General features: G+C 47.9%; 21 protein-coding genes. 4 read left to right on the forward strand and 17 right to left on the reverse strand.

All coding sequences use genetic code 11. The features are described from left to right. Positions 1-35 precede the first annotated feature (35 nt). On the reverse strand, positions 36-1,349 hold the full coding sequence (gene rpoN / locus MKX80_RS18865; protein ID WP_268342839.1) for an RNA polymerase factor sigma-54: 1,314 nt from the start codon (positions 1,347-1,349) through the stop codon (positions 36-38). Between the two features lie 70 nt (positions 1,350-1,419). Here rpoN and yvfG point away from each other — a divergent pair, with 70 nt between their 5' ends. Further along, a complete protein-coding gene (gene yvfG / locus MKX80_RS18870) occupies positions 1,420-1,635 on the forward strand; it encodes a protein YvfG (RefSeq protein ID WP_003185491.1) in 216 nt (71 codons plus the stop codon). A gap of 15 nt (positions 1,636-1,650) precedes the next feature. On the opposite strand, the gene MKX80_RS18875 is transcribed toward yvfG, so the two are convergent. The 15 genes from MKX80_RS18875 to MKX80_RS18945 all read right to left on the reverse strand — a co-directional run bounded on the left by MKX80_RS18875 (position 1,651) and on the right by MKX80_RS18945 (position 17,574). Next, complete coding sequence (locus MKX80_RS18875) at positions 1,651-2,628, reverse strand: polysaccharide pyruvyl transferase family protein (protein ID WP_234112309.1); 978 nt, start codon at positions 2,626-2,628, stop codon at positions 1,651-1,653. A gap of 10 nt (positions 2,629-2,638) precedes the next feature. Then, a complete protein-coding gene (locus MKX80_RS18880; RefSeq protein WP_216929744.1) occupies positions 2,639-3,784 on the reverse strand; it encodes an aminotransferase class I/II-fold pyridoxal phosphate-dependent enzyme in 1,146 nt (381 codons plus the stop codon). A gap of 23 nt (positions 3,785-3,807) precedes the next feature. Beyond that, a complete protein-coding gene (locus MKX80_RS18885) occupies positions 3,808-4,434 on the reverse strand; it encodes an acetyltransferase (protein ID WP_182070023.1) in 627 nt (208 codons plus the stop codon). Next, complete coding sequence (locus MKX80_RS18890) at positions 4,434-5,036, reverse strand: sugar transferase (protein ID WP_154997033.1); 603 nt, start codon at positions 5,034-5,036, stop codon at positions 4,434-4,436. The genes MKX80_RS18885 and MKX80_RS18890 overlap by 1 nt, the downstream gene beginning before the upstream one ends. A 20-nt stretch (positions 5,037-5,056) precedes the next feature. Further along, positions 5,057-6,613, reverse strand: a complete 1,557-nt coding sequence (locus tag MKX80_RS18895; protein ID WP_268310654.1) for an MATE family efflux transporter — start codon at positions 6,611-6,613, stop codon at positions 5,057-5,059. Continuing rightward, entirely contained in the window at positions 6,610-7,629 is a 1,020-nt protein-coding gene (locus MKX80_RS18900; protein WP_154997038.1) for a glycosyltransferase, read from the reverse strand. Before MKX80_RS18900 ends, MKX80_RS18895 begins: the two co-directional genes overlap by 4 nt. Then, entirely contained in the window at positions 7,626-8,705 is a 1,080-nt protein-coding gene (locus tag MKX80_RS18905; protein ID WP_154997040.1) for a polysaccharide pyruvyl transferase family protein, read from the reverse strand. The genes MKX80_RS18900 and MKX80_RS18905 overlap by 4 nt, the downstream gene beginning before the upstream one ends. A gap of 11 nt (positions 8,706-8,716) precedes the next feature. After that, the gene (locus MKX80_RS18910) at positions 8,717-9,748 is read right to left on the reverse strand and encodes a glycosyltransferase (RefSeq protein WP_154997042.1); all 1,032 of its coding nucleotides are present in this window, start codon (positions 9,746-9,748) and stop codon (positions 8,717-8,719) included. Between the two features lie 55 nt (positions 9,749-9,803). After that, on the reverse strand, positions 9,804-10,907 hold the full coding sequence (locus MKX80_RS18915) for an EpsG family protein (protein ID WP_154997045.1): 1,104 nt from the start codon (positions 10,905-10,907) through the stop codon (positions 9,804-9,806). Between the two features lie 4 nt (positions 10,908-10,911). Continuing rightward, entirely contained in the window at positions 10,912-12,072 is a 1,161-nt protein-coding gene (locus MKX80_RS18920; protein WP_154997047.1) for a glycosyltransferase family 1 protein, read from the reverse strand. Then, entirely contained in the window at positions 12,065-12,907 is an 843-nt protein-coding gene (locus tag MKX80_RS18925; RefSeq protein WP_216929752.1) for a glycosyltransferase family 2 protein, read from the reverse strand. The genes MKX80_RS18920 and MKX80_RS18925 overlap by 8 nt, the downstream gene beginning before the upstream one ends. Further along, positions 12,904-14,052 carry a glycosyltransferase family 4 protein gene (locus MKX80_RS18930; protein ID WP_234112311.1) on the reverse strand — a complete coding sequence of 383 codons (1,149 nt, stop codon included), beginning with the start codon at positions 14,050-14,052 and terminating at the stop codon, positions 12,904-12,906. The genes MKX80_RS18925 and MKX80_RS18930 overlap by 4 nt, the downstream gene beginning before the upstream one ends. Before the next feature lie 10 nt (positions 14,053-14,062). Beyond that, entirely contained in the window at positions 14,063-15,880 is a 1,818-nt protein-coding gene (locus MKX80_RS18935; RefSeq protein WP_339227393.1) for a nucleoside-diphosphate sugar epimerase/dehydratase, read from the reverse strand. Positions 15,881-16,139: 259 nt separating this feature from the next. After that, complete coding sequence (locus MKX80_RS18940; protein WP_182070018.1) at positions 16,140-16,832, reverse strand: CpsD/CapB family tyrosine-protein kinase; 693 nt, start codon at positions 16,830-16,832, stop codon at positions 16,140-16,142. Then, positions 16,822-17,574 carry a Wzz/FepE/Etk N-terminal domain-containing protein gene (locus MKX80_RS18945; protein WP_043928450.1) on the reverse strand — a complete coding sequence of 251 codons (753 nt, stop codon included), beginning with the start codon at positions 17,572-17,574 and terminating at the stop codon, positions 16,822-16,824. The genes MKX80_RS18940 and MKX80_RS18945 overlap by 11 nt, the downstream gene beginning before the upstream one ends. 237 nt (positions 17,575-17,811) lie before the next feature. Between MKX80_RS18945 and MKX80_RS18950 the strand changes: the two genes are divergently transcribed. Further along, positions 17,812-18,270 (forward strand): helix-turn-helix domain-containing protein, encoded by a 459-nt coding sequence (locus tag MKX80_RS18950; RefSeq protein WP_154997059.1) that lies wholly within the window; start codon positions 17,812-17,814, stop codon positions 18,268-18,270. A gap of 421 nt (positions 18,271-18,691) precedes the next feature. After that, positions 18,692-19,216: an NAD(P)H-dependent oxidoreductase gene (locus MKX80_RS18955; RefSeq protein ID WP_268310652.1), complete on the forward strand. Its 525-nt coding sequence runs from the start codon at positions 18,692-18,694 to the stop codon at positions 19,214-19,216. 50 nt (positions 19,217-19,266) lie between these two features. On the opposite strand, the gene MKX80_RS18960 is transcribed toward MKX80_RS18955, so the two are convergent. Then, positions 19,267-19,599 carry a helix-turn-helix domain-containing protein gene (locus MKX80_RS18960; RefSeq protein ID WP_154997063.1) on the reverse strand — a complete coding sequence of 111 codons (333 nt, stop codon included), beginning with the start codon at positions 19,597-19,599 and terminating at the stop codon, positions 19,267-19,269. Between the two features lie 174 nt (positions 19,600-19,773). On the opposite strand from MKX80_RS18960, the gene MKX80_RS18965 reads away from it, so the two are divergent. Then, on the forward strand, positions 19,774-20,868 hold the full coding sequence (locus MKX80_RS18965) for an NADH-dependent flavin oxidoreductase (RefSeq protein WP_268342837.1): 1,095 nt from the start codon (positions 19,774-19,776) through the stop codon (positions 20,866-20,868). Positions 20,869-21,198 lie beyond the last annotated feature (330 nt).

The raw sequence follows: 21,198 nt of genomic DNA on the forward strand, positions 1-21,198 counted from the left end.
AAAAAAGCCGCCGGTGTTCGTGCCGGACGGCTTCTTTATTGATATCTCTTTCTGACAGACGAAGGCAGTATATTGAGCTGATCACGATATTTGGCGACAGTCCGCCTCGATATGACGACGCCATGCTTTTCGTTTAAAAGGTCGGCCAGCCTCTGATCTGAAAGCGGTTTCATTTTATCTTCTTCATCGATCAGCCGGCGCAGATGCGCTTTGACTGTGTGACTTGACGTATGCCCGTCAGCAGCGTCCTTTACCTTCGCCGAAAAAAACCGTTTAAGCTCGCAAAGCTCAAAAGGCGTCTGCACGATTTTTCCTTTGACTGCGCGGCTTACTGTTGATTCGTGAACGCCGAGGGCATCGGCGATCTCTTTTAATGTGAGCGGCTTCAGTTCGTCTTTCCCTTTTAAAAAATAATCTTTTTGCCGCACCATGATTTCCGCCATCACCTTCCGCATCGTTTCCCGTCTTTGCCTGAGGGCATTGTCGAGCCATTTCCACTGCTTGAACCTTTCAGAAATATAAGCGGTCGCCTCGTCTTTTGACTGACGCTGCAAAAACGGCTCGTAAAACGCGTTAAGCTGGATGTCGGGAAAAGAACGGCTGCTGAGCTCAAGCACCAATTTTCCATCCTCTGCTGAAATGATTAAATCAGGCTCGATATAGACTTCGCCTTCATCCGTGCCATACATCAATCCGGGACGAGGCGACAGTTCTGCGACAAGGTCTTGTATGTCCTGAAGCTCTGAAAGCGAAAGCCCCGCTCTCTCCGACAGCTCTTTCCATCCCTTTTTGGCAAACAGGTCAAAGTATGAGGAAATGACTTTTTCCGCTTTTGCCGTCTCCTTTGGCAGACGCTTTAATTGAATCAGAATGCATTCCTGAAGCGACCGCGCTCCGATGCCTGCCGGATCAAGAGTCTGCAGCTTGCCCAAGACTTTTTCCGCTTCTTCTCTGGTGACAGCCAGCTCAGAAACGATAAAGGCGATGTCCTCTGTCACATATCCGTTTGGATCAAGGGAATCGACCAAATAGCTAAAAATCCGCTTTTCCCGGCTTGACAGCCGGAGATCGAGCGCCTGCCGTTTCAAGGCGCTTTTGACATCTTCTCGGGAATGCGCCGTCTCAGAATGGCTTATTCCTTCATTTTGCAAATGACGATTCGTTTTATGGTAAAATGATCGGGGAATATCGAGGTCTTTTCGTTCGATCAGGGGGTTTTCCAATGAGAGTTCGTCAATCCGGCTGTTCAGCTCGGCCGACGAATACTGAAGCATATGAATGGCTTGGGCAAGCCCTTGCGTCAAGTGAAGTTTTGCCGTTTGCTGCTGCTGTACATGCAAGTTCATCATATCTCCCCTCCCACTATTAGTTTACACGATCGGTTCCGTACCGTATAGACTTAAAAAAGGAGTGTTACCATTGACAGAACTTTTCTCTGTGCCCTATTTCATAGAAAATTTTAAAACCCATATTGAAATGCACCCAAATGAGGATAAAATCCACGCGATGAACAGCTACTACCGTTCAGTCGTGTCAACGCTTGTCCAAGACCAGCTGACAAAAAACGCGGTCGTCTTAAAACGGATTCAGCATTTGGATGAAGCCTACAACAAAGTAAAGCGCGAAGAAGCATAGCAAAAAAACCGCCTGTCATACGTGAACAGGCGGTTTTTCTGCTTCTGCCGGATTGTGTTGAATCAGTTTTGTATTCGAGATGTCCTTCATCCATGTGTTGTAGTAATTTGCGTTTTTTCCGTAGGAGTTGTCAATTACTACGTTTTCTTTTCCGAGCAGACACGATAAGATGTGGCCGTGCAGCCTTGAAGTAACGACTGATTCATAGCGGCTGAAGAAACGGATTGATTTGTCGACGAGGCTGTCAGAATAGCGTTTCCAATAAGAAGCGATCGGCAGCCGATTGCCCGCTTTTTTGTTGAGGACATTGATCGTCTGCAGGCGTTTGATTCCGCGTTTGTCGCCTTCTGATAAGATGACGTTCCAATCGTACGTGTCCGGCTCCCCTGCTTTCTGAAGGCTGCTGTTTGCTTCTTTGTCGGTCCTGATCAGACGCAGAACGGACTCAGACGGCTTTTCGGCAGGCGCTGCAATCGGCCAGAGCTGGTGAGCCATGTCGGGCATCATTCTGATGTTTTTCACCCCTTCGAAATGCTTGACGGCAAATTCAAATGATGCCTTTTCCCTCGTGAATAAGTGCAGATCCGGGTGAGCCGCTAAAATGTCACGCGTTTTTTTAACATTTTCTTCATGTTCATAATAAATCGACTGCGGCAGAATGACGATCCGGTTGTCCGGGTAATGTTCGACCACCCGTTCCCTGAACTGCTGGAAGTGAGGGTACAAATCACCGAAATTGCCGCCCCCCTGGCAAACAATGATGGCCTCCTTTGGAATCCGGCGGCCCGGAATGAAATTTTCTGCATTCCATCTTTCGCGCACCTTGATGCCGTATGCTTCAAAAAAAGCTTCTGTTCCTTTCATAATCAATAGATCCCCGACGTTTCCGTAGAGCGGGTAGTCCAAGTAAACGACTGATGAATGCCTTGGAATGACATCCAAAATTTCTGCCAGCTTATCCTTTAAGCTGTCCATGGAATATGTAATCGCCATGTTTAGCACCTCATTTATATTTAATCCGGTCGGCAACGATTTGAATTACCCGATCCTGCTCTGCCGGTGTCATACTTGATCCTGACGGCAGGCAGAGCCCGCGCTGAAATAAGTCGCAGCAGACAGAGCCTTTGTCATCGTGCGGATAAAAGGCCGCACCTTTAAAAAGGGGCTGTCTGTGCAAAGGCTTCCATAACGGCCGGGCTTCAATGTTTTCATTTGCGAGCTGTTCAATGATGTCCGCCGGTGTTGTTTGAATCTTTGCTGTGTCAAACGTTAATGTCGTGAGCCAGCGGTTAGACATGCCAGCTTCAGGCATGAATTCTATACCTTCGATACCGGAGAGCGCCTCCTGATAGCGCTTGAAGACCGCCCGTCTGGCATGGACCCGGTCATCCAGAACGGCAAGCTGAGCGATGCCGATTCCGGCCAGGACATTGCTCATCCGGTAATTGTAGCCCGCTTTTTCGTGCTGATAATGAATGGCTGGCTCGCGCGCCTGAGTGGCTAAAAAGCGCGCCTTCTTCAAAGCGTCTTCATCATCGCTGACAAGCATTCCTCCGCCCGATGTGGTGATGATTTTGTTACCGTTGAACGAATAGATGCCGAAGCGTCCGAAGGTTCCGCTTTTTCTGCCTTTATAAACAGAACCGAGCGATTCAGCCGCATCTTCAATGACAGGCACGGCAAATCGATCGCAAATGGCCATAATCTCGTCCATTTTCGCGCTTTGGCCGTACAAGTTAACGACGATGACGGCTTTCGGGAGATTCCTGGCACGCTCCGCTTCGTCGAGCGCCCGTTCAAGCGCTTCGGGCGACATGTTCCAAGTATCCCGTTCAGAATCGATGAAAACCGGTTCAGCCTGCTCATATATAATCGGATTGGCGCTCGCTACAAACGTAAAGGAAGAACAGAAAACCGTATCACCTTTACTGACGCCGAGCAATTTCAAGGCCAAATGGATTGCGGCTGTTCCTGAGCTGACTGCCGCAGCTCCGGACGTCCCCGCATAGGCGGCAAGCTTTTCTTCAAATGTATCGACAAGTGGACCGAGAGGCGCGATCCAGTTTGTCCGAAACGCTTCAGCTACATAGCGCTCCTCGTCTCCGCTCATGTGCGGCGGAGATAAATAAATTCGCTTACTCTGACTCATGTTTTTCACCCTTTTTACTGCTGTTATTTGATCTTCCTTGCAGGGACTCCGACAGCGGTACAATCATCAGGAATGTCGTGAATCACGGCTGATCCCGCTCCCGTCACGCTCCAGCGTCCGATTGTCTTTCCGGGAATGACCGCCGTTCCCGCTCCGAGATGAGCGCCTTCCATAACTGTCACGCCGCCTGTCAACACCGTTCCCGGCGAAAGATGAACGTAATTGCCGATCCGGTTGTCGTGTTCGACGATCGCACCTGTGTTGACAATCGTGTGGATGCCGACGTCGGCATCCGCTTGGATGACGCTCGACGCCATGACAACGGTGCCGTTTTGAATCCGGGCCGAACCGCTGATCACAGCGGACGGATGAATCAAGACCGCATACCGCTCAAGCGGAAGCCCAAGGCGATCATACAGCTGCTGTCTGATGCCGTTTTGGCCGACAGCTAGGACGAACTTCGCGTCCGGATGCAATCGCGCAAGTTCTTCTGCGGCGGCTGAAGGCCCTCGATACAGACCGTTCTCGACATGAAGCTCCTCATACCGGTCATCAAGAATACCGGCAAGCGCCGTATCCGGCCGCTCTTTTACAAGATCCCGGACGACTTTCCCATGGCCGCCGGCTCCGATGATCACCACGTTTTGCATCAGGCATTCCTTCTCCCCCTAAATTTTTCTGCTGTCACATGCCGGTCTTGGCTGACGCCTTCCGACTTCAAGACTTTTACGACAGTCAACAAAAGGATTTTGAGATCAAGCAAAAAAGAACGATGATCCACATACCAAACATCGAGTTCGAATTTTTCCTCCCATGTCACTTTATTTCTCCCGTTGATCTGCGCCCAGCCCGTGATGCCCGGCTTGACTTCATGCCGTCTCCACTGCCGCTTCGTATAAAGGGGAATATACTCCATCAAAAGCGGCCGCGGCCCGACGAGACTGAGGTCTCCTTTGATGACGTTGATCAGCTGCGGCAACTCGTCAAGGCTCGTTTTTCTGATCAGCCGCCCCGTCTTTGTCAGCCGTTTTTCATCGCTTAGCAGATTGCCTGCTTCATCTCTTTCATCAGTCATCGTTCTGAATTTATATAATGTAAAAGGCTCGCCATTCAGCCCCGGCCGGGTTTGGCGAAATAAAACAGGCGAGCCGATTTTCCATCTGATGAGGCAAGCCGTCAGGATCATGGCCGGGCTGAGTGCGACCAGCAAAATAACCGACAATGCAAGATCGAAAAACCGTTTCGCTAGCACGAAAAACGCACCCCTTTCTTTTATTTAAAAAATCCCTTTTGAAACGGGAAGGATAAAGAGCATCGAAATGCTTGCAGCTTCGTTGTGACAATATGCCGTTCCGCTTTCGTCAACATGACGAAATAGGCAAACAGGCCGTATGCCCCCGTCGCAGACAGCGCCGTGACAAACAGGGACAGCAGGCTGTCGATCGCAAATAAGTATTGAAGAGCGTAACAGACAGCCAAGGTAAATGAAGCGCCGGCAACCGGCCTGTATATGCCTTTATAAAAAACTCTTTTTCTTTCACCCGTAATCTTTGACGCATAAATCGGAGTGAAGACGACGTTTTTCAGCATTAAAGCTGCCGCACCGGCCAGCGCAATTCCGTAAAGGCCGAGACCCGCCGGGCCGCTCAGCACGATGGCAAGCAGCAAATTGACAACGCCGAAGGCAACCGTGGTCAGCGCCGGTGTTCTCAGCTTGTTATAGGAGGTAAAGATATAAAACAGCGGCGCCGGGCTTAATGAAACAACCAAATAACCCGCATGTATCAGTAAAAGCCATTTCAAATGTTCGAATGAAGGGCCGAGCCACAGCGACAGAAACGGGCCTGCTAGCCCGCCCAGAAGCGCCGCCGGCAAAGCGAGCAGGATGCCGTTAAACCTGACGGCCTGGTTGGCATAGCGGACAAGCCCTTCTTTATCGCCTTTTGAATAATAGAGTGTAATCGTAGGTGAAAATACGGCCGCAAGCGTTCCCGAAAGCGTCCGCAATAACAGCGGAAACTGAATGATCGCCGCGTACATGCCGGATTCGGAAACCCCCAGCATCACATTCGCCACCATTAAATCGATTTGCAGAAACAGCAGGATGCCGACTTGGCTGACGGAGCTCCATCCTCCCGCCTGGAGCAGTTTTTTGCACTTTGCAAACGACATATCCCTCACCCGGAACGTAAACCATGGAATCAATTTCTTAAAGAAAAAGATCGACAGGATACACGCCGAAGCGGTTGCGATAAGAGCGGCGAGCTGAATATGCCAGATCTTCGGTGCAAACCACGCAAAAATCAACAATACGCTCAAGACGCGAATCAGCATTTGGACGGCTTGGATCATGCTCGTAATATAGATTTTATTGGCAAAAAACGGACCGGCGGCAAATCCCGACATCACAAAGGTCAATAGAAACAGCAGGCTCCCGATCAAAAGTGCGATCTGCACATCTCCCAAAAGACCGGCGGGAACGCGAATGATCTGATCGATAAAAAACACCGTGCCGCCAAGCGGAAAAAACAAGATGACTGAAAGCACCAGTGATGAAACGATATAGGTATTCATATAGCCTCTCGCTTCGTCAAGTGCTCCCCTGTGGGCGGAAACAGAAAAAAACCGGACAACGACCGCGCTCAGGGCGACCGTAATAATTGAAAAGTAATTGATCATATTCTGCGTGAGATGGACAAACCCAAACGCCTCAACACCGAGGTTCTTGATGACATAAGGCGTCAGCCACATCGAAAACAGCACCGATAGTAAAAAAGACGCCACATTGGCGCCGAGATTCAAAACAAATGTCTTATTCAAAAGGCTCATCCCTTACTGGGCAGATTTCGTTTAAAAAACAATTCGAGCAGAATCGGAATATTCAGCTTGCATAGCAATAAAACGAGCCGCTGGCCGATTAACAGGTTGCGGCTGCGGAGAGACGTGGCTTTGACGCACGACTGCACCATCCGGTAAGACAAAATGTCTTTAATATGCCGCCTCACCTGCTTTGAAGGCTTCGGTTCCGCACAGGCATTGGCTAAAAGCATCGGAATTTGATGTTTGCATGTGTACGTTTCCAGATCGTCCGCACATTCATCCAAAAGCTGAAACGTCTCATAGAATCTCCTTTTCGCCCGGTACTGCCTTTTCAGGCTTTCATCCATGTACGGTTTAAACGGCACCTCTGTCAGGCTATCCGGATTGCACCTGTACATGTAGTAGCCGTCATCGATCGCTCTCACCCGCTTCGCTGCATAAAAGGCGTACAAATTAAACGGCGAATCCTCTGCAAAACGAATGTCTTCAAAAAAGTACAGCTGGTTTTTCTTCAGCAGGTCGCGCCTGTACAAATTCCGCCACACATACCAGATGAAGCGGGTTTCGTGCGCCTTTTTGAGCTCGCGTTTAATATCCCAGCTCAACAAGAGGCGATCGCTCGGCAGCGGAGGCGGGAAGTAGGTGTCTTCCGTATCGGAATGTTTATGATACCCGCACATGACGATATCGAGGTCGTCTTTTTTGGCAGTGGCGTACATGTTTTCAAACATGGCAGGCAATACAAAATCATCACCGTCGACAAACCCGACATAATCTCCTGTCGCGGCTTGAAGACCGGCATTTCTCGCCGAGCTCAGCCCGCCGTTTTTTTTATGAATCACTTTCACTCTGGCATCCATGCTGCAGTACTTTCTGGCTATCTCCCCGGATCTGTCGGGAGAGCCGTCATCGACAAGGATGATTTCAATATTTTTCAGCGTCTGCCTGCGCAGCGAATCGACGCATTCTTCTATATAATCTTCGACATTGTACATCGGAACAATGATACTGATAAATGGCTTCATTGGATATCACCCATAATTTTCTGTCTTAAATCTGCGAAATAATGATCCCTTGACGGAGTCTCACGATGCGAATCACCGGTCTTGATCAGCTCTTCGATTGCGCCGAGAACCTCTGCCGCATCGGGATTTTCCACAAGCTTCAGCGAAGGAATGTCTTTCAGCCAGCGAAAGCCTTCAAGCACCTTATGATCAAAAGAGCGGATCACAACGCATGGCGTTCCTGTTATCGCACAAAAAATCATGCCGTGCAGCCTGTCTGTCACAACGACCTCCGCACCTCTCAGCTGATCCCAAAGCCTGTTCAGCTCCTTCTCGCGGGACACGCGGCTGACCCTCCTGCCGATCGTCGTTGTAAAAGTTGTTGCACCGCCATACTCGTCACCGACAGCCTTCAGCAGCTTTTTACGCTCTTCCGGCCTGAGAAAGCTTTCTTTATCCTCCCTTAAACAAACGAGCACACCTTCTCTTGCAGACTGCTGTTCTTTCTTTAAATAAAGCACCATATCAGGCTGCTTCACAATCGTTTGGTTAGAAAAATGCTGTTTCATGAATTGATAGGTTGTATCATCGCGCGCCATCATGAACAGCCGGCGATGGGAGTTGTAGATTCTTTTCGCCCTTTTCAGTTCCTTTTTACCGCGGGGCGTCTCGGAAAAGTGCGCGGTTGCTGGGAGCTGGACGATTTTATAATGCTTGAATGTTTTGATAATGAAGCGCCTCGTCCATTCCTCATTGCGGTACAAATCCCCCATGTTTCCTCCGCCGATGATGAACACCATATCCTCGGGGTGGCGGATGCGCATGAGCGCTTTTGCATGTTTGTAAATATCGTTGATGCCGATTTCAATTAATTCAAAATCGGGAAACTCGTTTTCTATGAATGTCCGGCTTGCCAGGGCAATCGCGTGATCTCCCAAATTATCATGGGACGGAATTAAAGTCAGAATGATTTTTTTCTTGCCTTTATATTGATCAAAGCGCCTTAAACCCGGCGTTCCCATCACATATTCAGAAGGATATTTCACCTTGAGCAAAAGCCATTCTGCAAGATTGATCTTCAGTTCCTGAAAGGTCATTTCCTCACCGCCTATTTCTTCATTCTGTGCTCGATCATTTTCTGGTAAATTGCCGCAAATCCATACACTGCCGGCATCAACCGCAAGCGAATCAGCATAAGGAGAAGCTTCTTCTTGGAATCGAATGCCGACATGTCCACCGCGGGGATTTTCCCCCTGAATTCCGGACAGGCGCATATGCTGCGGATATTTTTGTATTTTTCTATTGAAGGGTTTTTGTTGCGACTCTTGCATTCATTTAAAATACTGATGCAGCCGTGGTTGACGATAAAGACGTGCAGCGCCTCCTTTAAAGCCGGGAGCTCTCCGTGCTTTGTCAGGCAGTCCAGGTTTGCTTCATAAAGAGCGAGTCCGTCTTCAAACAGCCCCGCCTGATACTTTTGGACGATGGATGACAGGTGGACCCTGTAATGATAAAGCGGCTTTGTCACGAACGCCGCGGTATTCGCATATAAAAGGCATCTGAAGCTGAAGTACTGATCTTCGATGTTTTCCAGCTCGTCGCGCAGTGGGAAAACGAGCTTATGCCGCTCAATCAGGTCCCGTCTGTAGAGCTTGTTCCAGGAAAAGCCGCTTACTTTACCCTTTAACAAGTCTTTCATGAATGCCTCTTTCGGCTTTCCTTCATAGTTTTTCCCGATGTCCGGGCAGACCGTTTTTCCGGTATCCTGAATTTCGACGGCATAATCACAGATGACAAGATCGGCATCCTTATCCTTCGCTTTTTCATACATAGATTGGCAATAGTCCGGCTCAATCCAGTCATCGGAGTCGATGAATGCCAAGTACTCGCCTGACGCCGCTTCAATGCCTTTATTGCGGACAGCGCCGAGGCCCTGATTCTCCTGCTGAATCGTTTTGATGCGCCCGTCCTTTCGGGCATAATGATCAATGATCTTCTGGCTTCCGTCTGTTGAACCGTCATTGACGATAATGATTTCGATATTTTTTAAGGTCTGGCTGATCAGCGACTGCAAACAATTCGGCAAAAAAGCTTCTGTATTATAAACAGCGACCAGTAGACTAACTGCTGGATTTTCCAATGTGATGACTCCTTTGTCGAAATTTTCACAAGACCTAAACGGCCTATTCCGCTATTCAACGTTCAAAAATCGTTCTGTACGGCAATACCGACGAGTCGAACGGCATGAGCATAAAGCTGTATAAGAAGTAACAGATCAAAATCAAAACATAAAGAAGGGCGTTCGATTTCGGTTCGAAAATCCGTACAAAATAAGGAACGAGAATCAGCTGATAGAGCCCGAAATAAATGTTGAACCTTGCAAAAATGACATCCTTTGTCGCCAAAATTCCGAACAGGAAACCGATCAGACAAAGGTTGACGATATAATCGATTTCGGGCCAGCGCTTTCTAAGCTGCTCCCTGAAGCAGAATGCAAGTACGAGCGGGAGAAGAAGAACGATGATTTTAATGGCGTTCATGCCGTTCGTATTTTTCATCAGCCATTCTTCGTAATGTCCGTATTGACTGTTTTCAAGCACGACAAGGAATACGGACAGAAATTTTTGATACAGAAAAGTCCCGGCCAAAAATAAGAGCATGAGGCACCAGAGGACAGGCGACCACGCTTTTCTTCTGACGATGAAGTAAACCGGAATCATGATCAAAGCCGAAGAATGAAAAAGCGAACAGATCAGCACGACGATCATATAGCGCACCAGCTTCCCATCGATCAGATACCGGACCGCCCAAAACAGAATGGCTGCCGCCATGTATTGGCGAATGCCGTTAAAGGAAGCATAGTAGTGAAACATGCCGATAAAGAGAAACATGCTCAACTCAAACGGCCTTCCATACACATAAAGCGTCTTGACGATATAGATATAGGTAATCGCGGCAACGACGGCAAACATGAGCGCCGGATCAGCTGAAATCTGGTTTAATGTCCATAAGAGTGCGGTAAATCCGGGATCAGTCGACGACTTGTCTGTTCCGAAACCGAAGATCTCCCAAAGGTTGTTGTATTTTCCGGCTAATTCGTAAAGCAGCATATATGTGTGGTAATCCGTTCCGACCTTGTATCTTAAGCCGGCAACGATAATCAAAGCCGCGAGCGGAACGACGGTGAGGAGCGCATTCGGACGATAGCCCGTCGGCAGCCTGTGATCTTCCCTGCCGTACATTTTCGCAAACCATGACCAGATGAAAACAATCCCCATATTCAACATGTAAACAGCCATACACTCACTGTCCTTCTGCTGCGGAGATTGAATAGATGTCCATCAGTCTCGCCAAATTTGCTTTTGCATCATAGCCTCTCTCTGCCAGGCTTCTCTCAATCTCCGGCCATGCAGGCTTTTTCGCCTGAGCAGCACGGCTGATATCCTCAGCCCACCGTTCAAAACCGGCATTTAAGCTGAGACGTTTCACCAGGCCGAGTCCCAAATCGGTTTCTTCCGTAATGTGATCTGACACAATACAAGGAAGACCTGACGCCTGCGCTTCGACGAGAACGAGGGGGAGCCCTTCAAACAAAGACGGCATGGCAAATACATCAAACGTCTGCATGAGAACCGGGATATCTTCGACAACGCCGAGAAACAGAATGTCGTCTTTTACACCGAGAGCGGCGGCTTTTTCTTCGATCTGTCTGCGCAGCGGACCGTCACCTGCGAACACCGCTTGAAAAGGCGTGCCCGATTTCTTAAAATGAGCGGCAAGCCCGAGCAGAAACGCGTGGTTTTTCTGTTCAAAAAAACGGCCGACATGCCCGATGACCAGTGCGTCTTCCTTGATGCCGAAGCTCTTTTTTGCATCCGTCTTCGAAACGCCGCTCGCTTCTTTGAACCGGTCAAGTTCAATCCCGTTTTGCAAAAGATGGACCGCGTTTTCGCCCATCTTTTTTCCGCCGAATAAAAAACGCCCGGCATCTTTGCCGCAAGCGCACAGAGCCGTAGCACTGGAGAAAATCAAGCGTCGGAATGCAAGGAGCTGCCATGTATCCCAAAACCGGGGGTTAGGCTTCCAGGCCGTGTTGTGGGAATGGCAGACCCTGACCGGAACGCCGGCGAGCCTGGCCGCCAATGCGGCAAACCCCGTCTGAAAATCCGTATGGGCGTGTACGGCGGCATACGGCCCTTTCTCAACCAAAATCCTTCTGATGTTTTTGATGTAGGCGACAGGTCCCGACCGCCCGATGCTCGGTACATAAAACACCCGGCCGCCGCGCGTGATGATCTCCGGATCATAATCGCACGTTTCTTCCCGGTGGGAAATAAAATCAAATTGAATATGCCGCCCGTCTGTATGGCGGTATATATTCATAATCATCGTCTCCGCGCCGCCGCGGTTCATTCCGCTTACGATGTGAAGCACCCGTTTTGGTCTCACGCTTCCGTCATTCATGTTTTACGACCCCTCCGCCTTCATTCATCAATCTTCTTTTATGATATTTGTTCATGATAAAAGGAGGCATGAGCCCCCTGATGATGGGTTTCATAATATAAATGTAGTCTGAGAGCGGGAGCTTCAGCCGTCTGCAGGCGGCAAAGACGATAAACGCATTATCAATCGAGTAGCTGAGCTTTCTCCTTTTAAACGCCGATTCGTCTTCCCTTACTTTGTATAAAGCTTCCTGAAGGTTGTAGCCCGTGTAGCCCGCCTCGAAAAAACGGAGCCACAAATCGATATCTTCCATCCTTCTTGTTCTCCGGCTGACCCGATAGCCGTCCAGCGCCTTATAGACTTCCGCTCTCATCATGATCGTCGCATGGCAAAACGGCGTTCCTTTCGCCATGATTCTCGGTCCTGGAGAGGAAGGAAGCATTCTGACGCCTCTGATCCCGTTTTCGTCGAAGGCCATCATGCCGCTTCCGACGACATGATAATGAGATTGTGATTCCAGAAACGCGACCTGCTTTTCAAAACGCCTTGGTAAAGAGATATCATCTCCGTCCTGGCGCGCGATATATTTCCCGCCGGCATATTGGAGACAGTGGTTTAACGAAGCAGCCAGCCGCTGATTCTTCTCGTTTTTGATCAGTTTGATCTTATCTGCGTAATGATCGGCATACCGCCTGGCAACAGCATATGTCCCGTCTGTCGAAGCATCGTCACATATAATCAGTTCCCAATTTTTATAGGTTTGATTTAAAATCGACTCGATGCTCTCTGCGATCGTGTCCTCACAATTGTAGACTCCCATAATGACAGAAACTTTCGGCTTTTGACCCCCTGTCATCCTTTCAGCCTCCTTTCAACTGTTTCGTTATCCATAAAGGAAGAGTAAATGCCCGCCATTTCTTTGACGGTGCGCTGCTGGGAAAAAGCGGCGGCCGTTCGTCTCCCCGCGTCTCCCATCTTTTTTCGCAAAGAAGGCAGGCGGTACAGCTGTAAAATCCGGTCGCTGAACGTTCCGGCGTCTCCCTGCGGAATCAAAAATCCGTTCACACCCTCTTGAATGACTTCCCGGTGTCCGCGGTTGTCCGCTGCAACGGCGGGCTTTCCTGCCGCCATTCCTTCGAGGAGGTTCATGCCGAGCCCTTCCCTGATGCTTGAAGCGACAGACACGTCTGCAAGCTGAATCCATTCGTGGATGTTTTTTTGAAAACCGGCAAACGTAACGAGCGAAGAAACGCCTTTTTGTTCAGCGAGACTCCGGTATTTTTCCTCCATCTGCCCTTTTCCTGCAAACACGAGCTTTAAGTTCGGAGCTCTGTCTTTTAAAGCAGCCGCCGTTTCGATGAGCAGCGCCTGGTTTTTATTCGCGTTCAGCTCAGCGGGATATATGAGAATAAAGTCCTCTTCTTTGAAACCGTATGTTTTCCTGAGCAGCATTTTCTCTGTTTCGCTGACAGGATGAAACCGCTCCGTATCGACGCCGATGCCGTGGATTTTTTCCGTGCGCAGCCCCTTTCGTAAGCCTTTTGCAAGGACAAAATCTTCTTCATTGATCGTAATCAGGCAATCGGTCAAAGCGGACAGCCCTTTTTCAATCGGATAATACAGCAACCAATTTTTCAAAGGTGCACCTTGGCAAAAGTGAAAACCGTGAGCGGTATAGATCACTTTCGTTCCCTCTTTTCTCTGTTTCCGGGCCGCAAGCCTTGCCAGCACGCCTCCCATTGGCGTGTGGCAATGAATGATGCTGTACCGGTTTGCGTCAATGATGCGGGCCAGCTCCCGATAGGCTGCGATATTGCTTGCATTCAGAGGAGAACGCCTGATATCGATATCAAATTTTTTGTCTGTATAAGGCAGTGTCATATCTCCTTTTGCGGCGATATGAACGTTCCACCCCTGCTCTTTAAACCATTTTAAATACGGGAGGTGGAAGGCCTTGAAATGGTAATCCACAGTAGCGCAAAATAAAACCGTTCTTTTCATGTCCTTCCCCCTAGTGCGCTGTCACCAGCTTTTTCTCATGCTGGCCGATCGCTTTGAACAAGCGTTCTCTCAGCTCGCGGTCTGACAAATACATAAATTCATCCATAAATGTCTTCAGCACCGTCCATTCAACGTCGACCGCCTTGCCGATATGAATCTTCGGGAAAACCTGCTCTGCCAGCACTTCATTTTGATTCAGCAGCTCTTCGTACATTTTTTCTCCCGGCCGCATGCCTGTAAATTCGATTTTGATCTGGTCTGTCGTATAGCCTGAAAGCTGGATGAGATTTTTGGCGAGATCGACGATTTTGACCGGTTCACCCATATCGAGCACGAAAATCTGTCTTCCTTTGGCAAGCGCCCCCGCTTGAATAACCAGCCTTGAGGCTTCCGGAATCGTCATGAAGTACCTCGTCATGTCCTGGTGTGTGACGGTGACCGGGCCGCCTTTAGCGATTTGTTTTTTGAAAATCGGAATGACGCTTCCCCTGCTGCCGAGAACATTTCCGAAGCGGACGGCGACAAATTTGGTTTTGCTCGTTTTGCCGAGATTCATGATCAGCATTTCCGCGAACCGCTTCGTTGCCCCCATGATATTGGCAGGGTTGACCGCTTTGTCTGACGAGATCAGGACAAAAGTTTCTACTCCGGTTTCGTCGGCTGCTTCAGCAACGTTTTTCGTGCCGAGGATATTGTTTTTGACAGCTTCTTTCGGGCATTTTTCCATCAGCGGAACATGCTTGTGTGCAGCTGCATGATAAATGACATTCGGTTTGTAGCGTTCCATCAGCAAAAACATTTTTTCTCTGTCCTGTATGTCAGCGATTTCAGGATAATAGTCGACATGCTTTCCGAACGTCTCCTGCAGTTCAAGCAGGATCGAATGGATGCTGTTTTCTCCGTGCCCGACTAAAATAATCGATTTCGGTTTAAATTTGCTGATTTGTCGGCAGATTTCCGAGCCGATTGAACCTCCGGCCCCCGTCACTAGAACGATTCGGTCCGTGACCGTATTGGAGATTTCGCTTGTATCAAGCTGGACAGGCTCCCTTCCGAGCAAATCTTCTGCTTTGACATCGCGAAGCTGGCCGACAGGATGTCTGCCAATCAAAATTTCATCTATTTTCGGCATGATTTGCGTTTTGACACCCGTTTGCGCACACGCCTTGTACATTTCCTGCATCTGAGTGACGCTTAAAGATGGAATGGCGATGATGATCCGGTCGATGCTCCATTGACGGACCGCCTGCATGATCTGCTCTTTTCCGCCTAAAACAGGCAGACCCATGATTTCAAGCCGGTATTTCGTTTTGTCATCATCGATAAATGCGACGGGCTTAATGTTCAATTCCGGCTTTTGCACAAGCTGTTTTGCGATCAAACTGCCGGCAGAGCCCGCTCCGATGATTAGCGCCCTTAGAGATCCTTTGCTTTCTTTGTTCACCTGTTCCCTGATGATGCGCCACATCATCCGCGACCCGCCGATCAAGATCAGCTGAAACAGCCAGCTTAAACATAAAAGTCGAACCGGAACGTTTTGAAAGAAAAACAGTTCGAGGACCACCGTCACGAGATGGGACAATGTAATCGATTTAAGCAGCACATACAATTCACCGATGCTTGCGTACTCCCACACTTTTTTGTAAAGGTGGAAGCAATGGGCGAATAAATGCTGAGCGCCAAGCAGTATCAGTGAAGTCATCAGCAGCATTTCCGAAGGGTATAAATCATATGATGGCAAAATCAGCTGATATCCGATAAAGATGGACAGCAAAACCAAGTACGAATCGAGTGCGGTAATAATGGAAAGCCTTCTCCGATATGTCAATTTCCTACCTCCTAATGTATCTTTTTAGCTGATGGGATCTTTCAGGGCAAAATCCCATCAGCTAAAAAGATACGTGCGATTTTCAAATCTAAACCGAGCACATACATCAAATAAAAATGGGCATTTAACCCGTCCTCACGCCCCGCCATCGACGACTTGCGTCTAAGGCAGACGGGAAGTCTGCCCACGGTAGAGCCGAGTGCCTCCATCGGTAAAGGCAAGGAGACATCACCTAAAGCGGTGCAGCCGCTTCAAAAGATTACATGGTTGCGTAATTATATTGGCGCGCTTTTTTCACTTTCCGCCCGTTCAGCACGGCGCCGAGCAGTTCGCTTTTTGAAGAATTCAGCGCGTCCCGAGACTTGATCGCGTTATCAAGCTTTGTTTTTCCGCTGAGGATGACAAGGATGCTTCCATCCACCTGGTTCGCCAATATTTGCGCGTCTGCGACCGGCAAAAGCGGCGGTGAATCAAGGATGACTAAATCGTATTGGTTGTACGCTTTCGCAAGCAGGTCCTCCATCGCCTGCGATGACAACAGCTCGGACGGGTTCGGAGGAATCGGACCGCTTGTCAGCACATGGAGATTTTCCGCTTGGCTTTGCTGCACGACATTTTCCAGCGTCGTTTTTTTCATCAATACATTTGTGACGCCTGAATGGTTATCGAGCTCAAAAATTTTGTGGATCGTCGGCTTTCTTAAATCCGCGTCGATCAGAAGGACCTTTTTTTCCTGCTGCGAAAATACGACCGCCAAGTTTGAAGCCGAGAATGATTTGCCTTCTCCCGGCAGGCCCGATGTGATGAGCAATGACTTAAATGGCTTCTCAAAAGATGAGAACTCAATGTTCGTCCTGATCGTCCGATATTGTTCGACAATCGGTGTGTTCGGCTGATGCAATGCGACAAGCGCCGATTGATATTTGCGAGAGCGTTTTTTTCTAATACCCAAGCGGCTCACTCCTTCCTGCTTTCACGCGGATATTCATATCGGGGTCCCCGCGAAACAGACTTTTTTTATGTTTCATTTGCTCAATACTTCCCAAATAAATAAATCCTGCTTCCTTTTCAACTTGAGACGGCCTTGCAACCGTATCATCGATAAAGTCCAAAAAGAACGCCAAAGCGATTCCGGTCATTAATGCGGCGCCGAATGCCAGCAAAATATTCATTTTGTAATTCGGTCTGACAGGGGTCGGCGAATCGACGATGTCGGCTTTTGACAGGACGGTTACCCGATCGGTGTTCATAATTTGCTTAATCTCTTTTTTGAGTACCGCTGTTAGAGTGTTCGCTATATCGGCCGCCCGTTTCTGATTTTCATCTTGAACCGAAATGTTAATAATCTCTGATTCGCTTTCACTGCTCGTTGCAATTTTTTCACCCAACCGGCCGGCAGAGTAAGGTAAATCAAGCTCTCTCTTGACTTGCTCCAAAATCACCGGGTTTTTCAAAAGCGCTTGGAATGTCCGCGTGTATTGAAGGTTGATTTGAATATCGCTGTACGTGGCGCTCCCCTTTTTCTCTCCTACTTGATGCACCAAAATTTGCGTCGATGCCTGATAGACAGGTGTCAGCACATAGAACTGAATGATTCCGGTCGTCAATGTTACACCTATTGTCAAAACGAGAATAAGAACCGTTCTTTTTCGTAAGATTGCAATCAGTTCTCTAAAATCAATATTTTCTTTCATGCTTGACTGCCTCCTCAGGAATTGCCGTTTGTTAATGATTGGATTATAAAAGAAAAAATTTGAATTGAAAAATGCTGAATTTAGCTATATAGTTCTTTTTAGAGAACAAATCCGTTCGTTTTCTTTTGTTTTCTGTCGATATCTTAAATTTTTGAATTTTATAAAGAACAAATTATTTCTTATAATGAACAGGAAAGCGTTTTTATATGAATGGCAAGGGGAAGGGGAGGAATCAGTATGATCGGAAGAGTCATCCGAATGTACAGAAAAAGAAAAGGCTACTCCATTAACCAGCTTGCTGATATAGCAGGCGTATCAAAATCATATTTGAGCAAAATTGAACGCGGTGTTCACAGAAATCCGTCAGTCGAATTCCTGAAAAAAATCTCCCGTGCGCTGAAAGTCGAATTAAAGGAATTGTTTGATACCGAAGTGATCCTTTATCGCCGGACTGAGCATGAAGACGAGTGGAGAACCCACCTTGTACAGGCCGTGCAAGCGGGGATGAACCAGGAAGAACTGTTCCAATTCACACACCGCCTCAAGCAGAAAAAGAAAGAACGGGCGTTTTATCGAAACAGGGAGCTGACCCAAGCCAATATCGATGAATGGAGAGCTCTTATGCTGGAAGCCAAAGAAATGGGACTGACCGTCAAAGAAGTAGAAGCGTTTTTGATGAGGACAAAAAATCATTAATTCATCCTGCATTCATATTTGTTTTTAGAAGATAACGGAAGCTTCTGACTTGAACCATTCATACGGCTGTAGATCAACATTTCCATTTCAACTTGCCAAAAATTCGGAATAATCACATTAATAGATATCGCACGATCATGATGATACATGTCTATAGCTCCGTTTTCACCTGTTTGCCTTATTTTTTCATGGCAGTCTTTAAACCCGAGGTTAGAGACTTTTTGCTTATGTTTATATATAAATGAAGAAACTCGGATTTTGACCTTTCGCACCTTCCTCCATCACATGCAAATTCTGTGTCTCTCGGCTTACATCAGACCTTTGTCACGGCACGATTGATTGAATGGGGACGGAGCATTTTTGTTGAATCCGCGATTGCTGTTCGTTTAAGATGAATAAAATGGAAGAAGGAGATGGAAAAATGAAAGTATTGGTGCTTGCATTTCATCCGAATATGGAGCAGTCAGTCGTGAACAGAGCATTTGCAGACACATTGAAAGACGTACCCGGCATTACTTTTCGCGACCTTTATCAGGAATATCCTGACGAGGCCATTGATGTGGAAAAAGAACAAAAACTTTGTGAAGAACACGATCGGATCGTCTTCCAGTTCCCTCTTTATTGGTACAGCTCGCCGCCGCTCTTAAAAAAATGGCTGGACCACGTTCTTCTCTACGGCTGGGCATACGGAACAAACGGCACAGCGCTTCGCGGCAAAGAATTCATGGTCGCGGTATCAGCAGGCGCTCCCGAAGAAGCCTATCAGGCCGGCGGGTCAAATCACTATACGATCAGCGAACTGTTACGCCCTTTTCAGGCGACAAGCAATTTTATCAACACAACCTATCTTCCGCCGTACGTGTTTTACGGGGCGGGCTCAACCGGCGAAAGCGAGCTCGCCGAAAGCGCGAAAACGTACAAAGAGCATGTTTTGAAGTCATTTTAATTCGAAAAAACCCGACTCTGACAAGTCGGGTTTCGTTATTTCTTCGGCTATTATTCACGTTCATCCATCCACTTTTCCCCCCACGCGGCCATCTCTTTAAAAATGCTGTGGAACGCTTTACCTTTTTCTGTTAAGGCATATTCGACAGTAATAGGAACCGTGGGGAACACCTTCCGGGAAATCATACCGCTTTCTTCAAGATGTCTTAATGTGTCAGTTAATCCTTTAGTGTTGACGTTTCCCAAGTTCCTTCTAAGCTCGTTGAATCGCCGCTTGCCCTGAATGAGTTCGGCGAGAACCAAAAATGACCATTTACCAGAGAAAATTTTCAATACACCCTGAATTAAAGAAGAGCATTCTTTATGGTCGACAGCTGAATTCATAGCAATTCCTCCATTGCCTCATTCGCCAATTTTGACTTGATCCTACCATATGGACGCCAGAGCATTCAAGAGAATGATCTTACGGTTTATTTTTATAAAGCATATATAAAAAAATTGCGTTCTTGTGGAGCCTCACAGTGGTTGCTATTGTTATATCAAAAAGGAGAAAAAAACATGAAAAAACAATACGCTTCTTTATTCGCCCCGTTTACTTTTAAAAACGGAATCCAATTGAAAAACAGGATCATCATGCCGCCAATGGGGCATTCATCCTCTATGCCGGGAGGATTCATTTCTGACGACGAACTGGTCTATTATGCCGCGCGGGCAACAGGTGTCGGCATGGTCATCACATCTGCGACAACCGTACAGCCCGGAACCGGATTTCCCGGCATCCCCGGAGCTGAGAACGATGATCAAATTCCAGGACTAACCCGGCTTGCAGCCACTTTAAAGAAACACGGAGCAAAAGCAATCCTGCAGCTCTTCCATTCCGGTGCCAAAGGTATAGAACGAACAGTCAGCGCCAGCGCTGTCGCTCCGAATCAACCGAATGCACCGGTGCCAAGGGCGCTGTCTGATCAAGAAATTCAAGACCTTATCCATTCTTTCGGCCAGGCGGCGCGAAGAGCGATAGAAGCCGGGTTTGACGGAGTCGAAATTCACGGCGCAAACGGGTTTCTCATCCATCAGTTCTTCTCCCCTTATTACAACCGGCGCAATGACAGCTGGGGCGGCACTTTAGAGAAACGGATGAGGTTTCCGCTTCAGATCATAGAAGAAATCAGACGCGTTGCGGAAAGCTGCCATAAACCATCCTTTATCATCGGCTACAAGTTTTCGCCCGAAGAGCCGGAAACACCTGGAATTACAATGGCTGAAACGTTGTCTTTCGTCAATGTACTGCGGGAACAAGCATTGGATTACCTGCACGTTTCTCTAATTGATTTCCGGTCCTTGCCGCGCCGTGGTGCAGACAAATCCCATACACGAATGGAACTGATCAAAGAAGCAGTCCAAGACCGTCTCCCACTGATCGGAGCCGGGCAAGTACGCACACCGGAAGACGCCCTTCAAGCGCTGGAAACAGGAGCCGATCTCATCGGAATCGGCCGGGGTCTCCTGATGGATCAGGATTGGCTGCAAAAAGTTCAAGCCGGAAAAGAGGACGATATTCAAACAACCCTGTCAAGACATGATCAGCGGAAGCTCGCAATTCCAGATGCCTTTTGGGAAACTATACCGATGTATATTGATTTCAATGATTGACGATTCCCCCCTTATACAGACTATAGATTCATATAAAAAAGGTGTCTTTTCGCTTAAAATCGGTGTCGATTGCATAAAAATGGATGAGAAAAGAGGATCTTAGACCAGTTGAGTCCCAGAGATAAGTATATTAGAATGATGGTAATTCAATATCGTCGGGATTGTTACTGTCTAAGCAGGCAAGACCTAAAATGTGTGAAGGGCGAAATCTATCTTTTGCCTATATGACCTTGCACATTTTAGGTCTTTTTTCTGTTCTTCAGGACGATGCCACAGTTAGGAGGGATAACTCGGAACGTTCATGTTATCAGGAGCAATCTATTAACATAT

The sequence above is a fragment of the Bacillus sp. FSL K6-0972 genome, from assembly GCF_037976035.1.
Taxonomy (GTDB): Bacteria; Bacillota; Bacilli; order Bacillales; family Bacillaceae; genus Bacillus; species Bacillus haynesii.

Excerpts from the sequence above, each read along its gene's own strand:
- rpoN (WP_268342839.1), bottom strand. The coding sequence starts at position 1,349 with ATGATGAACTTGCATGTACAGCAGCAGCAAACGGCAAAACTTCACTTG.
- MKX80_RS18875 (WP_234112309.1), bottom strand. The coding sequence starts at position 2,628 with ATGGCGATTACATATTCCATGGACAGCTTAAAGGATAAGCTGGCAGAA.
- MKX80_RS18880 (WP_216929744.1), bottom strand. The coding sequence starts at position 3,784 with ATGAGTCAGAGTAAGCGAATTTATTTATCTCCGCCGCACATGAGCGGA.
- MKX80_RS18885 (WP_182070023.1), bottom strand. The coding sequence starts at position 4,434 with ATGCAAAACGTGGTGATCATCGGAGCCGGCGGCCATGGGAAAGTCGTC.
- MKX80_RS18895 (WP_268310654.1), bottom strand. The coding sequence starts at position 6,613 with ATGAGCCTTTTGAATAAGACATTTGTTTTGAATCTCGGCGCCAATGTG.
- MKX80_RS18900 (WP_154997038.1), bottom strand. The coding sequence starts at position 7,629 with ATGAAGCCATTTATCAGTATCATTGTTCCGATGTACAATGTCGAAGAT.
- MKX80_RS18905 (WP_154997040.1), bottom strand. The coding sequence starts at position 8,705 with ATGACCTTTCAGGAACTGAAGATCAATCTTGCAGAATGGCTTTTGCTC.
- MKX80_RS18915 (WP_154997045.1), bottom strand. The coding sequence starts at position 10,907 with ATGGCTGTTTACATGTTGAATATGGGGATTGTTTTCATCTGGTCATGG.
- MKX80_RS18920 (WP_154997047.1), bottom strand. The coding sequence starts at position 12,072 with ATGAATGACGGAAGCGTGAGACCAAAACGGGTGCTTCACATCGTAAGC.
- MKX80_RS18925 (WP_216929752.1), bottom strand. The coding sequence starts at position 12,907 with ATGACAGGGGGTCAAAAGCCGAAAGTTTCTGTCATTATGGGAGTCTAC.
- MKX80_RS18930 (WP_234112311.1), bottom strand. The coding sequence starts at position 14,052 with ATGAAAAGAACGGTTTTATTTTGCGCTACTGTGGATTACCATTTCAAG.
- MKX80_RS18945 (WP_043928450.1), bottom strand. The coding sequence starts at position 17,574 with ATGAAAGAAAATATTGATTTTAGAGAACTGATTGCAATCTTACGAAAA.
- MKX80_RS18950 (WP_154997059.1), top strand. The coding sequence starts at position 17,812 with ATGATCGGAAGAGTCATCCGAATGTACAGAAAAAGAAAAGGCTACTCC.
- MKX80_RS18955 (WP_268310652.1), top strand. The coding sequence starts at position 18,692 with ATGAAAGTATTGGTGCTTGCATTTCATCCGAATATGGAGCAGTCAGTC.
- MKX80_RS18960 (WP_154997063.1), bottom strand. The coding sequence starts at position 19,599 with ATGAATTCAGCTGTCGACCATAAAGAATGCTCTTCTTTAATTCAGGGT.
- MKX80_RS18965 (WP_268342837.1), top strand. The coding sequence starts at position 19,774 with ATGAAAAAACAATACGCTTCTTTATTCGCCCCGTTTACTTTTAAAAAC.